This window comes from Aliikangiella maris, assembly GCF_040719265.1.
GTDB lineage: Bacteria > Pseudomonadota > Gammaproteobacteria > Enterobacterales > Kangiellaceae > Aliikangiella > Aliikangiella maris.
Genome location: NZ_JBFDAH010000012.1, coordinates 18,382 through 33,103, shown reverse-complemented (window position 1 = coordinate 33,103; position 14,722 = coordinate 18,382). Strand labels below are relative to the sequence as shown.

Genomic DNA, 14,722 nt, shown 5'->3' with positions numbered 1-14,722 from the left:
CAGACACTAAGTTGAATATGCATGATAAACTATTTTATTTATTTATAACAATCATCAGTCTTTCTGATAAATTCGTATAATAGAATAGAAGAGTGGATTAGTTTTTGTAATTTCCCTATATGTACACGTTATTTTAATAACAACTGAAATTTTAATTTATTGCGAAAAGTACCAGCTTACTCAACCCGGCAAACTGGTATGGCAGTTTAATACTTTTAGACTATTGTAAAAACTGTTTGAATGCACCGTTATTAGTTTCCTCTTTAAAGCTATAATTAAGCGCTTTAAGATGACGAAAAAAACTTAACTGCTCACTCTCAGGTACATCAAACCCTGCTAAAACCTGACCAATTGCGGAGCCATGGTTACGATAATGAAACAACGTAATATTCCAGTCTTCACCAAGCGTTTCTAAAAATAATTCTAAAGCACCAGGATACTCAGGAAATTCAAATTGAAATACACGCTCATTGAGTTTTACTGGACTTTGGCCCCCAACCATATAGCGAATATGCAGTTTAGCCAGTTCATTATCGGTATAGTCTTCCACTTCGTAGTGTTCACGCAGCGTATTGATCAACGTTTGCAGCTCTTCATCGCCTTCAGTTAGCTTAATACCAACAAATATATTAGCTCGCTGTTTATCGCTGAATCGATAGTTGAATTCGGTAATAACCCGACCACCGATAATTTGACAAAAACGTTTGAAGCTCCCTTTAATTTCTGGGATAGAAACCGAGAGCACCGCTTCTTTTTTTTCTGCCAGCTCGCAGCGTTCGGAAACATAGCGCAAGGTATGAAAATTCATATTGGCGCCACTTAAAATAGCCACTAATTTTTCATTGCCTTGACTGGTTTGTGTGTAACGTATCAGTCCAGCTAACGATAGTGCTCCCGCAGGTTCAGCAATCACTCTTGTATGCTCAAAAATTTCTTTAATTGCACCACAGATTTCATCATTGGTGACAGTAATAACCTGATCACAAAATGCATTGATTACCGGAAAACTTTCATCACCAATTCGCTTTACTGCGACGCCGTCAGCAAATAAACCAACACTTTGTAATGATACAGGTTTACGTTCGGCTAATGCTGCAGTCAAACACGCCGAGTCTTCTGCTTCAACACCAATAATTTTAATGCTGGGTTTTAACTGTTTTAAATACACAGCAACACCTGCCAACAAACCGCCGCCACCAACGGGAACAAAAACAACATCGCTATCAGGAGCCTGTTGTAAAATCTCTTTTCCGACAGTGCCTTGCCCGGCAATAATATCTTTATCGTCGAACGGCGGAATAAAAACACTGCCTGTTTGATTGGCCAATTCAATTGCTGCATTGTTTGCTTCATTGAAGCTGGTGCCGATTAATTTTACTTCGGCACCTAAGCGGCGCACACTGTGCGCCTTAATTTCTGGGGTAGTAATCGGCATAACAATGGTTGCTTTGATACCCAGTTTTTGGGCAGACAAAGCAACACCTTGTGCATGGTTACCAGCCGATGCAGCAACAACACCTAACGCGCGCTTCTCTTTGCTAAGCGCTGCCAGTTTAGTATAGGCCCCTCGTAATTTAAATGAGTGCACTGGCTGCTGATCTTCACGCTTCAGGTAAATTTGATTTTCATGTTCCTTTGACAGTCGCGACAGAAATGTTAAATCAGTTTCTTTGGCGACATCATACACCGGTGCTAATAAAATCCGGCGCAGGTAGTCCATTCCAGTATCAAGTTGTGCTGCAGAGACTGGTTGCATTTCACTTACTCCCCATCGAGTTTACTTAAATCACGTACGGCACCAAGATCAGCACTGGTCGCTAATAAAGCATAAGCTTTTAGTGCGGCCGAGACTTTACGTACTCTCGGTTGTGCAGGCTTCCAGCCAATTTTTTCACGCGCTTCTCTACGCTCAGCTAAAACTTCATCAGAAACTCTTAGTGTAATATCACGAGTTGGAATATCAATTGATATAATATCGCCTTCTTCAACCAGGCCAATCACACCTTTGCTTGCCGCTTCGGGAGAAACGTGACCAATTGATAATCCTGAAGTACCACCAGAGAAACGTCCATCGGTAATCAATGCGCATTTCTCGCCAAGCCCTTTACCTTTTAAGTAACTGGTTGGATACAGCATCTCCTGCATACCTGGACCACCTCGTGGACCTTCATAACGGATAACTACTACATCACCGGGATTAATTTGATCACCAATAATCGCTTGCACCGCCGAGTCTTGACTTTCAAATACCCTGGCTGGTCCTTCAAAGGTTAAACAGGAATCATCAACACCAGCGGTTTTAACAATACAACCATTTTCCGCCAGATTACCTTTCAATACTGCTAAACCGCCATCTTTTCGATAAGCTTTTTCAACCGTACGTATACAACCTTTTTCACGATCATCATCTAGCGTATCGTAGCGACAACTTTGACTCATTGCCTTGGTTGTACGAATACCCGCAGGTCCCGCGCGATAAAAATCTTTAACCGCCTGATCATCTGTGGTTTTTACATCCCACTTGGCAATCGTTTCTTTTAGTGTGCCTTCGGCAACATGCAAACAGTCAGTTTTTAATAAATTGCCGCGTTCCAGTTCGCCTAAAATTCCCATTACGCCACCGGCACGATGAACATCTTCCATGTGATACTTATTACCCGAAGGTGCGACTTTACAAAGATGTGGCACAATGCGGGAAAGCCGGTCGATATCGGTCATATCAAAATCAACTTTTGCTTCTTGAGCTGCCGCTAGCAAATGTAATACTGTATTTGTTGAACCACCAAAAGCGATATCAAGCACCATCGCATTTTCAAAGGCATCTTTAGTCGCAATGGAACGTGGTAAAACAGACTCATCATCTTGTTTGTAATAGCGTGTACATAAGTCAACAATACGCTTACCAGCCGTTTCAAATAGGGTTTTTCGATCAGAGTGAGTTGCCAAAACACTGCCATTACCCGGCAACGCCAATCCTAAAACTTCAGCAAGACAGTTCATTGAGTTAGCGGTAAACATTCCAGAGCAAGAACCACAGGTTGGACAGGCTGACTTTTCAACTTGTTCCATTTCTTCATCTGAAGTTTCATCGCTGACCGCATGCACCATCGCATCAACCAAATCGAGTTTGATCATTTGATTACTGAGAGCGGTTTTTCCGGCTTCCATCGGGCCACCCGAAACAAAAATAGCAGGAATGTTTAGCCGAAGCGCGGCCATTAACATTCCGGGAGTGATTTTGTCACAGTTAGAAATACAAACCATGGCATCAGCACAATGTGCATTAACCATATACTCAACAGAGTCAGCAATCAAATCACGAGATGGCAAGCTGTAAAGCATGCCATCGTGTCCCATTGCGATCCCATCATCGATGGCAATCGTGTTAAATTCGCGGGCAACACCACCTGCCTCTTGAATTTGATTTGCTACCAATTCTCCAATTGGAGCTAAATGAACATGCCCCGGTACAAATTGTGTATATGAGTTAACAACTGCGACAATCGGTTTACCAAAATCCGATTCTTTCATACCAGTCGCTCGCCATAATGCGCGAGCACCTGCCATGCGTCGTCCTTGAGTACTTGTTGCAGACCTTAACTTAGGCATTTCTATCCCCTTATTAATCAATTAGTTTATGAGTTTACTGGCTCCAACCAACCCCATTCATCAGTGGTTGATCCGTCAAATAAGCCAAAGAACGCTTTTTGCATTTTGTCGGTTATCTCACCTTTTTTACCACTGCCAACAGCAATTTGATCCACACTTCTTACTGGAACAATTTCTGCCGCAGTCCCTGTCATGAAAATTTCATCAGCCAGATACAGTGACTCTCTGGCTATCAACTCTTCACGAACTTCATAACCGAATTTCTTTGCTAAAGTAATTGCTGTGTTTCTTGTAATACCCGGCAAAATACAACCAGATAATGGTGGAGTAAAAATCACATTATCACGAATGATAAATAAATTTTCGCCAGCCCCTTCACTGATCATGCCGTTGATATCCATTGCAATACCTTCGTGATAGCCGTGACGCTTCGCTTCCATTGAAATTAATTGCGAAGATAGATAATTACCGCCCGCTTTGGCACCAGTTGGCATAGTATTAGGTGCTAAACGATTCCATGAAGTCACGCAAACATCCACGCCGTTTTCCAAACCTTCTTCTCCCAAGTAAGCTCCCCACTGAAATGCCGCAATCGCAACATCAACCGGCACGCGTGGAGGAGTCAGCCCTAAACCAACATTGCCATAAAATGCAATCGGTCTAAGGTAGGCACTTGCTAAACCATTAGCCGCTACGGCTTGTTTACAAGCATCAGAAATAGTCTGAAAATCGAAAGGCACTTCCATTCGATAAATCTTTGCTGAGTCAAACAGTCGTTGTACATGTTCTTTTAAGCGGAAAACCTGTGGCCCATTTGGCGTATCATAGACACGGATCCCTTCAAAGACTGAAGAACCATAATGTATTGCGTGAGTTAAAACATGCACTTGTGCTTCTTGCCAAGGTTTGAGTTCACCGTTAAACCAAATAAATTCAGGATTGTTAGTTGCCACTTTTATTTTCCTCTTAAATTAAAAAATAGTAGATTTACATTTGTGCTTGAATGGCCGATGACTCCTCAATGCAAACATTGGTAATATCGACCAGCTTCATTAATTGATTTTCTAAAAGACTAATTGGTCTTTTGCTTTTAACGCAGACTAAAATATCAACAGTCTGCTCTTTGGGTTCTACATTCATCGAAATACGATCAACTTTAAAACCACGATATCTTACAACTCGCAAAAGCTGCTCCAAAGTTGTCGCCTCATTATAAGCTTTTATCCTGATTACGTGTTGATTCATTTTACTCTCACCCCTCTAGCATCATTTGATTTGCTGTATTTGGCGGCACCAATGGCCACACGTATTGGTCCTCATCGATTTTCACATGTAATAAGTAAGCACCACTTGATTCAAGCATTCGTTTAAGTCCTGCCGTTACCTCTTTTGATTGGGTAATTGTTTCCGCTTGAATATCAAAAGCATTTGCCAGTTTTACAAAGTCAGGATTATCAGATAAGTCTGTTTCACTAAAACGCTTATCAAAAAATAGAGACTGCCACTGTCTTACCATGCCAAGTTTAGAATTGTCTATCAGCAAAATTTTTACCGGCAAACAAAATCTTTTTATTGTTCCTAATTCTTGAATATTCATCATAAAAGAGCCGTCGCCAGTAACGGCAACTACACAGTCAGCGGCTCTAGCAACTTGTGCGCCAATAGCCGTTGGCAAACCAAATCCCATTGTTCCCAGCGCCCCACTGGTTAACAGATTTTTTGGATTTTTAAATTTCATATGTTGGGCCACCCACATCTGGTGTTGGCCCACATCGGTTGTTACCACAGAACTTTCAGGTAACAACTCACTTAATTCATTGAGCATTGATGGCGCATCGATTTGTTCAATCGGACTTTGCGCATTTTGGATATATTTAAATCCATATTTTTCAATCAGGCTTTTACATTCATTTCGCCAATTTTCTATCGACAAAGGAGCAGATAATTTTGGTAAACAAGTTTTAAAGTTTCCTTTCAAAGCAACATTTGCCAAGCGCAGTTTATTCACTTCCGCTGCGTCAATATCTAAATGTATTACTTGAGCATTCGGCGCAAATTCAGCAAGTTTTCCGGTCACCCTGTCATCAAATCTTGCGCCAACGGCAACTAACAAATCACATTGTTGTACGGCCAGATTAGCGGCTTTTGTACCATGCATCCCTATCATGCCAAGATACGCATCATCATTAATATCTAAAGACCCCAGCCCTTTAAGAGTAGACACACTGGGCATCTGGGTTTGTTTAACAAATTCGCGTATCTCACCAACAGCATCAGCCAGTGTTACCCCACCACCAACATACAAAACGGGCTTTTGCGAGTCTTGCAATAATTTTTGAGCTCTGGCAATTGATAGCTCATTTACATCCGCCACAGTTTCCAGTTCAGTTAATAAGGGCTTAGAGTGGATCTCTGCCAACTGAATATCTTTGGGTATATCAACCAGAACCGCACCAGGTCGGCCGCTCAAAGCAATATCGATCGCTTTATTTAAGGTACTTTCCAGCTCGTTGACATCCGTAACCTGAAATGCATGCTTGGTAACCGCCAACGAAAGCCCCAGAACGTCAATTTCCTGAAAGGCATCGGTTCCCATCAATGGTGTTGCAACCTGGCCCGTAATCGCCAATACAGGCACTGAATCAGCCGTAGCGTCAGCTAGCCCTGTAACCAGATTGGTTACCCCAGGCCCAGATGTCGCTATACACACTCCAAGTTTCCCCGTCGACTTGGCATATCCGAGTGCAGCAAACGCAGCACCTTGCTCCTGACGGCAAAGGTAGTGTTTTAATGGGTGGTTATACAGTGCATCATACATTGGCATTATTGCTCCGCCGGGATAGCCAAACACACAGTCGACTCCATGGCGTTTTAATACATCAAGCGTGAGATCTGAGCCATTCATAAGAGCCTATTCCCCACCTTGACCGACACAAACAGATTGATAGCGCAAATAATATTAATAATGGGACGAATAATAATGTTTGAACAAATAATAATCTTTTTCATCGGTCTACTCTCTTGTGTGGTTTTTTTATAAAAAATTAAAAGCCTTATAAGCAAAAACCCCCGGTTCTTTCGAAGCGGGGGTTTTTTAATCTAGTGTTTGAGTTTAATCAGACAATAGCTCTCCCCCGTGGAGTGATAATAATCACCACGACGAGGACGATAATAATGATAACGATTTGTTTCAGATTAAGCATTACGATGTAGCTGTTGTTATTTGGCTCAAGTTTGTATGGCGTATATAAGTAACACAGAGCAGCAGCAAATTACAAACATTTTTTTCGAGTCGGGTCTATTTTTAAAACCACAAAATATTCAGCGTCAAAATTCACACTTCCCTTTATCATAAAACCATTTTTAAATCATACTGTTACCATCACAATACATAAATTTAATCGAGAACATCTGTTTAGCATAACTACGAACTTTTTGTTATAGCGCAGTCTTTTAATTTCAAATAGATTGCGTCATGATGATGCAAAAGTGCCGCTAATAATAACTTTTTCAAACAAGTGCATGTCCCTAAAAAGGCCTGCCAGTTATTCATCAATAGCGGATACTCTATACTTAATCTTATGAACGCTACCAAAATACATTGGCACCTATGTGTTTTGCGCTAACTTTGAGCAACAGGCAGAGAGTAAATATGGAAGCAAATAGAACAATCAATGCATCAGTTTCACCAAAGGGTAGTCTCGAAGTTTTATCGAGAATTGAAGTAGAAAAACTCAAACAAATTGGGGAAAACGGACTCTACCCATTATTTAGACGCTGCGCTTTGGCAATTTTAAATACGGGCTCTAAAAGTGACAATGCCAAAGCCATTCTCGAAGCCTATCCTGACTTCGAAATTGAAATTATTCAGCAGGATAGAGGTATCAGGCTAGAATTGCATAATGCGCCGGCGAATGCCTTTGTTGATGGTGAAATGATCGCCTCTAGCCGAGAAATGCTGTTTAGTGCCATGCGCGATATTGTCTATTCCGAAGCCGAGCGTAGCCGCCGCAAACACGATCTGGAATCAAGTCCAGGCATCACCGATCATGTTTTTCAGTTATTACGCAACGCCGATGTATTACACGCGGGCGAATCACCCAATATGGTCGTTTGCTGGGGCGGGCACTCAATATCTCAAGAGGAATATCAATACTCTAAGGAAGTCGGCCATTCAATGGGATTAAGAGGACTGAATATTTGTACTGGTTGTGGACCTGGCGTGATGAAGGGTCCAATGAAAGGCGCAGCAATTGCGCATGCTAAGCAACATATCACTAGCTCACGCTTTCTCGGCTTAACTGAGCCAGATATCATAGCAGCAGAAGCGCCTAACCCAATAGTTAATGAACTGGTTATTTTACCCGATATTGAAAAACGCCTTGAAGCGTTTGTCAGAGTCGCTCACGGTATAATTATTTTTCCCGGTGGCGCAGGAACGGCCGAAGAATTATTGTATTTACTCGGTATCTTATTAAACCCCAAGAACCAGAGTATTCCTTTTCCTTTACTGCTAACAGGCCCCAAATCCAGTGAACCCTACTTTCAGCAATTAAATGAATTTATTAATGACACATTGGGCTTTGAAGCACAACAAAAATACAAAATCATCATTGATGACCCTGAGCAAGTAGCTCGTGTCATGGCTAACAGTGTTGAGCGAGTTAAACAATATCGTCGTCGGCAAAACGATGCCTATTATTTTAATTGGGAACTTAATATTGATTTAAGTTATCAACAACCTTTCATTCCAACCCATGAAAACATGTCATCACTGGACTTATCAGCCGATCTGGAAATTCATCAATTAGCTGCCAATTTAAGACGCGCCTTTTCTGGTATTGTTGCTGGTAATGTTAAAGAAAGCGGTATCAGAGCAATTGAACAACATGGCCCTTACCAAATAAATGGTGATCCAACGATTATGCGACCACTCGATAAACTGCTGGAAGCTTTTGTTCAACAAAAACGCATGAAATTACCGGGTAGCACCTATATTCCCTGTTACCAGATTATGCAAGAAGTAGATCAAAAACCACAAACTTAGTGATATAAATTGCGGATAAAAAAAACAGCCACTTAAGAATTAGTGGCTGTTCTGTTTGTCATTTTAATTATCAACAGATTGATTATCTGAGTTTTCGGTTGTCGCTTCTGCTGCTGGTGGCTCGATAACAGCTTTACGACTTAAACGAATTCGCCCTTGACGATCGACTTCGAGGACTTTTACTTCAAGTTCTTGACCAACAGATAAGTAGTCAGTGACTTTATTCACTCGCTCATGTGCAATTTGTGAAATATGTACCAGTCCTGTTTTATTACCCATAAAATCAACGAAGGCACCAAAATCTGCAATTTTAGAAACCACGCCTTTGTAAATCTTACCTTCTTCGATTTCTTCGGTAAGTTCTTTGATTCGTTTCACCGCGAAATCAGAAGCTGACTTTTCAACGGCAGCAATTTTAACCGTTCCGTCTTCTTCAATTTCGATAGTTGCACCAGACTCTTCAGTCAACGCTCGAATGGTCGCACCGCCTTTACCAATAACATCCCCAATTTTTTGTGGATCAATTTTGATACTGGTAATACGTGGAGCAAACTCAGAAATATCTTCACGCGCAGTGCCAATGGCTTCGTTCATCACTTTAAGAATGTGCAAACGACCACCTTTCGCCTGATGTAATGCTTTTTCCATAATTTCCTGATTAATCCCTTCGATCTTGATATCCATTTGCAAAGCAGTAATACCATTTTCGGTTCCAGCGACTTTAAAGTCCATATCGCCCAGATGATCTTCATCACCTAAAATGTCAGATAATACAACGTACTTATCTTCTTCTTTAACTAATCCCATTGCGATACCAGCAACCGGTGATTTGACCGGAACACCCGCATCCATTAATGCCAAGCTAGTACCACAAACAGATGCCATTGAACTTGAACCATTTGATTCAGTAATTTCTGAAACAACACGAATCGTATAAGGGAATTCACTCTGGCTCGGAATAACGGCTTGTACGCCACGCTTAGCCAATTTACCATGACCAATTTCACGACGTTTTGGCGCACCTAAAAAGCCCACCTCGCCCACACAATAGGGAGGGAAGTTATAGTGCAGCATGAAGCTTTCTTTTTGCTCGCCTAGCAAGCCGTCAACAATTTGCGAATCTCGCTCTGTTCCCAATGTTGCAACTACCAGCGCCTGAGTTTCACCTCGTGTAAATAGCGCCGAACCATGCGTTCTTGGTAATACGCCAGTGCGAATATAAAGCGCACGAACCATATCATGTTCACGACCATCAATTCGAGGTTCGCCAGCAATAACCCGATTACGTACAACTGACTTTTCTGTTTTAGAAAATGCCGCTAAAACATCTTCTACAGCAGGTGAACCTTCTTGCTCGCTAACTAATGCTTCGACTGTAGCCTGACGAATTTCAGCCAGTTTATCTTGTCGCTCGATTTTATCAGCAATGCCATAAGCAGCTGTGATTGCTTCTTTTGCCTGACCGGCAACTTGCTCTAATAGTGAAGTGTCTTCGGCGGGGGCTGTCCAGTCCCAAGGCTCTTTTGCTACTTCACCAGCAAATTCATTGATTGCCTTTATAGCCACTTGCATTTCAGCAAAACCATACATAACAGCGCCTAACATGACTGATTCAGGTAGCTCTTTTGCTTCTGACTCAACCATCAGCACAGCATTTTCAGTTCCAGCGACCACCAGATCTAGCGATGACTGCGCCATCTCGTCTACATTAGCATTTAAAATATACTGTCCATCTTTGTAGCCAACACGTGCAGCACCTACAGGACCGTTAAATGGAATACCTGAAATCGCCAATGATGCCGATGCACCTAATAGTGCGACAACCTGAGGATCAATTTGCGGGTTAATTGAAATAACCGTACAGATAATTTGTACTTCATTTTTAAAGCTTTTAGGGAATAACGGTCTTAAGGGACGATCAATCAGTCGAGCGATCAGCGTTTCGGCATCTGAAGGTCGAGTTTCGCGTTTAACAAATCCACCCGGTATTTTTCCAGCGGCATATCTTTTTTCTTGATAGTTAACGGTCAATGGAAAAAAATCTTGTCCAGGCTTGGCTTCTTTTTTACCAACGGTAGTAACCATAATCGTAGTTCCCTCAACATCAATAATGATGCTACCAGAAGCTTGACGGGCGATTTCTCCAGTCTCTAAGGTGACGGTATGACTACCAAATTGAAATGACTTTTTAATAGGATTCACAATTTTTCCTTTAAATTTTAACTTGTTAATCTTTGCCTAGACTATTCAATTAAGGACTTACACTGGGAATGAATTTGAAATTTAGAAGGTATTTTGTACAAATTTACGAAATCTCAAATATCTGATCTCAATTGAATAACCTAGGCGTTTTTATATTTGTTTGAAATTCTGTATCAATAATAGACTTAATTTTCAGCTTTGCTACGCTTTAGCAAAATTTGTCTATTTTGTTTGTTTTGCGGAAGCAGGCAAAAAAGGGGCTGAAAGCCCCTTTTTTGTAAATCATTGACTATCGACGTAATCCTAAACGACCGATTAAATCGGTGTAACGCTCAAGATCTTTGCCTTTCAGGTAGTCAAGCAACTTACGACGCTGACTTACCATTCTTAACAATCCACGACGTGAATGATGATCATGGATGTGCTCTTTAAAGTGACCTTGCAAGTGATTAATTTGGTGACTTAATAAAGCAACCTGAACTTCAGGTGAACCTGTATCGCCTTCACCACGAGCATAGTCTGCAATAATTTGTGCTTTCGCTTCTGCGCTTAGTGACATATATTTACTCCGAGAAAATACTTTAAATTAGAACTAAATAATACAGCCGATCACTAATTCAGCCGTATCGGGACGGCCGAATTGTACAGTAACCAGCAGAGTCAGGCAAGTGCCCCGATACTTTCTATTACCAATATTTGTTGAATTAGGCGTTTATCTGAAATTAGCGCAATTTCAGTACTTAAAACTTTAATTTGACAGGATATATCAATTTTTAGCAGTAAAAAAATAAGAAACGTCTATTCAGCGCTATAAGAGATTAGCGCCAAATATACTTCAGTGAATTTAGCGCTAAACAGTAATCAGGCAAAATTGCCAAACTTCAAATGACTAGAAATTAGATTCAATTTGAAAGTACATTTCCCGACCAATCGAACTATGATAGCCAGCAGAAACAGGAAACCAGGGCCAGTTATTTTGTGATGGGTCGTCGGGTGGCGCTTCGTTAGTCAGGTTATTCACTCCTAAATGAATGCGCGTAAAGTCAGAGTAGTTGAAACGCATATTAATGTTAGTTGTAAGCCACGAATCAATAAACTGACTTTGCTGGCATGGAAAACAAAAACCACCACTAATTTTATCAATGTAATTAATGCGAGCGGTCACTCCCAAGCTTTCACTTTGCCAATCAACAATCAGGTTTGCTCGATATTCTGGTAACAAACCTAAACTGATATTTTCCGTTTTTTGAAATTCTCGCTTAAATCGGGTTTCAAAGTCTTTGACTTTAGTGATGTTTAAGCTGGTAGACCATTTACCCCAGTCATTTTGCCAATCGTAATTAACAACAACATCAACCCCTGTGGTATCCCATTCAGCAAAATTAATTGCCTGTGCTTCAATATACGCGCCTTGTCCATTGAGGGTTCCAATTTCATTACGCATGACATACTCGCAAAAGATCTCATAAAAGGCACATGCTTCAATTAACGATTGAGCTGTTAAAGTTGTAACGACATCATCTAACTGAATTTCAAAATAGTCGACCGTTAATGTCAGGTTATCAGTTATTTCCCAAACGGTACCAAAACCAAAGTTTGTGCCCTTTTCCTCGCTGAGATCAAGGTTAGGTGTCACCAGAAAATTGGCAGATTGAATCAAAGCAGGACGACAGGCCTCACTGTTTTCTGGTTCACATAAATTACCATTCTCATCTACTAGGATAAGCGGATCAGTAACATCAATAAAGCTCTTGGTTTGACCACCAAATAGCCGTTGCAGATCGGGTGCACGAAAGCTTTTGCCCCAGGATAATCGCGTATAAAAACCCTCAAAAGGCGTGTAATTCAAGGCAATTTTTGGACTGATAGCATTATTAACGCTAGATTCATCATCATAATCATCCCAGCGAAAAGCCAAGTCCATTTCAAAACTTTCAGAAAAAGGTAAGCTTAATTCAGCACCTAATCCCAAGTGAGTACGCTCACCTTTTCCAGAGGTATATCCATCAAACCCATCACCTTGAACCACTAACGGATCAGGTATGTCTTCGTACTTTTCGACGATTCTTTCTAGCGCAATAGCAAATTGAATCGGCCCATTTGATAAGCTTATCGGCAAATCACCAGATATTAAAAAATCTACTAGCTGATTACTGGAAAAAGCTTCTTTATTTGCAATATAAGTCAAGGATTGAACCAGCTCACCAGGAATTGGTTTAAACAGATCAAGCCCATTATCTACGGCTGAATTTAGTCCACTCAGTAAAATGCTGTTTCTATCTTGACGAATATCAGTGCGGTTATACGAAAACCCGAGCTCCCAATCATATTTTCCATCGGCTATTGTTCCTTTTAAACCCGCTAATAAGTTAATCGAATGATCATCAATTTCAGTATAACGGGGGCCAAATTCAACCAGACGTCTGACAAAAACACCAGCTTCTTCAAAATCGGTGCCAGTCGTTGGATTATTCCGTGTACCAGCTAGCAGTGTCGCACCATTATTGGGAACAGCAGAACCAACACCATTAAATAATCCGCCACCATAAAAATTAGGTTCCATTTGCAAATCAACTTTTGCATAGGAATACCCAATTCGGCTCATAAAAGATAGGTCATCATTGATTTCATAAGACAATCTTGCCATTAAGGAAAAGCGATCATGTGGTGCGATTAACTGTCGATACGGCGCACGATCAAAACCACACCAGATTTCATCAGGGAAAAAATAACTGAATGAGACATTCGGTTTGCCTTGCCCACCAATAGGATCGTCACTGGTACCACAGGCTGGATGTTGTGTTACCTGGCGAGACTCAAATCCCAAAAAGCTGGCACCACCCGGACTATAGCTGCCTCGAGGATTGGCAACATCACTTTTTGCATAGTCACGTTGCACTGCCCATAATGGCTCCTGACTCCAAATATCCAGGATGAGATCAATTTGCGTATCGCCATTTCTTGAACCCGTCAGCAGGTTATATCGATGACTTTGGTAACCACCATCAGTAGTATCACCATAGCGATAACTCATGGAAATACCTTCAATGTCTTTTCGGGTAATAATATTGATGACACCCGATACGGCATCAGAACCATAAACAGCCGATGCGCCATCGGTTAAAACATCAATCCGTTCAACAAACGCCATAGGAATAGCAGATAGATCAACAAAATTGAGTGTGCCACCGATTCCAACCGGATATATCGGTAAGCGACGACCATCGATTAAGACCAGCGTATGCCCAAAACCAACTCCGCGCAGATTAACTGCAGAGGCACCCGGCGTGAATCCAAAAGTAAATGAGTTATCAATTGTACCGCCCGTATTTTGCACAAAGCCACTGATGACATCTTTGACTGTGGCGTACCCTTGCTTGTCAATTTCTTCGCGGGTAATCGATAAAATAGGTGAAAGTTCATCAATGTTGACTTTTTTTATCCGAGTTCCAGTAACAACAATTTTCTTTTCTGTTTTATCGGATTGCTGTGCTGCAAAAACAGTTTGAGGTGAAAGAGAAACAGAGAGCAGACTCGCCGCAGCAGTAAAACCAAAATATAAATTTAAGAGTGCTCTCTTATCGTTAATTTTTCGGCTTTTTGAGTTTCGAATCATTAAATAGTGTACGTTTTAATTATTATCAGAAGCACTTACAATAACAAACTTTTCGCCAGTTTGCAGGTTTTCAGTTTTAATATCTTTGTTAAAAATATTCGATCTATTTAATTTATAACTATTTGAGATAATAATTGCAAGTACTATTATTAGTAAGTCCAAACGGCTTCTTTAACCCTGACCACGACATCTCGTAATTATCTAAAATCTTAACTAGAAAAATCACACATCGTTAACAACAAAAGTGA

9 protein-coding genes are annotated in these 14,722 nt (G+C 41.0%); 1 reads left to right on the top strand and 8 read right to left on the bottom strand.

What is annotated here, in order from left to right; all coding sequences use genetic code 11:
- Positions 1-220 precede the first annotated feature (220 nt).
- The 5 genes from ilvA to ilvG are packed head-to-tail and all read right to left on the bottom strand — an operon-like array spanning position 221 to position 6,514.
- Positions 221-1,756 (bottom strand): threonine ammonia-lyase, biosynthetic, encoded by a 1,536-nt coding sequence (gene ilvA / locus ABVT42_RS12345; RefSeq protein ID WP_353897400.1) that lies wholly within the window; start codon positions 1,754-1,756, stop codon positions 221-223.
- 5 nt (positions 1,757-1,761) lie between these two features.
- Positions 1,762-3,609 carry a dihydroxy-acid dehydratase gene (ilvD, locus tag ABVT42_RS12340; protein ID WP_353897401.1) on the bottom strand — a complete coding sequence of 616 codons (1,848 nt, stop codon included), beginning with the start codon at positions 3,607-3,609 and terminating at the stop codon, positions 1,762-1,764.
- A gap of 26 nt (positions 3,610-3,635) precedes the next feature.
- The gene (locus tag ABVT42_RS12335) at positions 3,636-4,562 is read right to left on the bottom strand and encodes a branched-chain amino acid transaminase (protein WP_353897402.1); all 927 of its coding nucleotides are present in this window, start codon (positions 4,560-4,562) and stop codon (positions 3,636-3,638) included.
- Between the two features lie 34 nt (positions 4,563-4,596).
- Positions 4,597-4,854 carry an acetolactate synthase 2 small subunit gene (gene ilvM, locus ABVT42_RS12330; RefSeq protein WP_353897403.1) on the bottom strand — a complete coding sequence of 86 codons (258 nt, stop codon included), beginning with the start codon at positions 4,852-4,854 and terminating at the stop codon, positions 4,597-4,599.
- A 7-nt stretch (positions 4,855-4,861) separates the two neighbouring features.
- Positions 4,862-6,514 carry an acetolactate synthase 2 catalytic subunit gene (ilvG, locus tag ABVT42_RS12325; RefSeq protein WP_353897404.1) on the bottom strand — a complete coding sequence of 551 codons (1,653 nt, stop codon included), beginning with the start codon at positions 6,512-6,514 and terminating at the stop codon, positions 4,862-4,864.
- 747 nt (positions 6,515-7,261) lie between these two features.
- On the opposite strand from ilvG, the gene ppnN reads away from it, so the two are divergent.
- Entirely contained in the window at positions 7,262-8,656 is a 1,395-nt protein-coding gene (gene ppnN / locus ABVT42_RS12320) for a nucleotide 5'-monophosphate nucleosidase PpnN (protein ID WP_353897405.1), read from the top strand.
- Positions 8,657-8,719: 63 nt separating this feature from the next.
- Here the strand turns inward: ppnN and pnp are convergent, their stop codons facing one another.
- From pnp to ABVT42_RS12305, 3 genes are all read right to left on the bottom strand, one after another.
- Complete coding sequence (gene pnp, locus ABVT42_RS12315; RefSeq protein ID WP_353897406.1) at positions 8,720-10,858, bottom strand: polyribonucleotide nucleotidyltransferase; 2,139 nt, start codon at positions 10,856-10,858, stop codon at positions 8,720-8,722.
- Between the two features lie 289 nt (positions 10,859-11,147).
- The gene (gene rpsO / locus ABVT42_RS12310; protein ID WP_353897407.1) at positions 11,148-11,417 is read right to left on the bottom strand and encodes a 30S ribosomal protein S15; all 270 of its coding nucleotides are present in this window, start codon (positions 11,415-11,417) and stop codon (positions 11,148-11,150) included.
- A gap of 330 nt (positions 11,418-11,747) precedes the next feature.
- On the bottom strand, positions 11,748-14,474 hold the full coding sequence (locus ABVT42_RS12305) for a TonB-dependent receptor plug domain-containing protein (RefSeq protein ID WP_353897408.1): 2,727 nt from the start codon (positions 14,472-14,474) through the stop codon (positions 11,748-11,750).
- Positions 14,475-14,722: the final 248 nt, after the last annotated feature.

What these genes read in the sequence shown, in the direction of transcription:
- ilvA (WP_353897400.1), bottom strand. Translation starts at nt 1,756, where the DNA reads ATGCAACCAGTCTCTGCAGCACAACTTGATACTGGAATGGACTACCTG.
- ilvD (WP_353897401.1), bottom strand. Translation starts at nt 3,609, where the DNA reads ATGCCTAAGTTAAGGTCTGCAACAAGTACTCAAGGACGACGCATGGCA.
- ilvM (WP_353897403.1), bottom strand. Translation starts at nt 4,854, where the DNA reads ATGAATCAACACGTAATCAGGATAAAAGCTTATAATGAGGCGACAACT.
- ilvG (WP_353897404.1), bottom strand. Translation starts at nt 6,514, where the DNA reads ATGAATGGCTCAGATCTCACGCTTGATGTATTAAAACGCCATGGAGTC.
- ppnN (WP_353897405.1), top strand. Translation starts at nt 7,262, where the DNA reads ATGGAAGCAAATAGAACAATCAATGCATCAGTTTCACCAAAGGGTAGT.
- rpsO (WP_353897407.1), bottom strand. Translation starts at nt 11,417, where the DNA reads ATGTCACTAAGCGCAGAAGCGAAAGCACAAATTATTGCAGACTATGCT.
- ABVT42_RS12305 (WP_353897408.1), bottom strand. Translation starts at nt 14,474, where the DNA reads ATGATTCGAAACTCAAAAAGCCGAAAAATTAACGATAAGAGAGCACTC.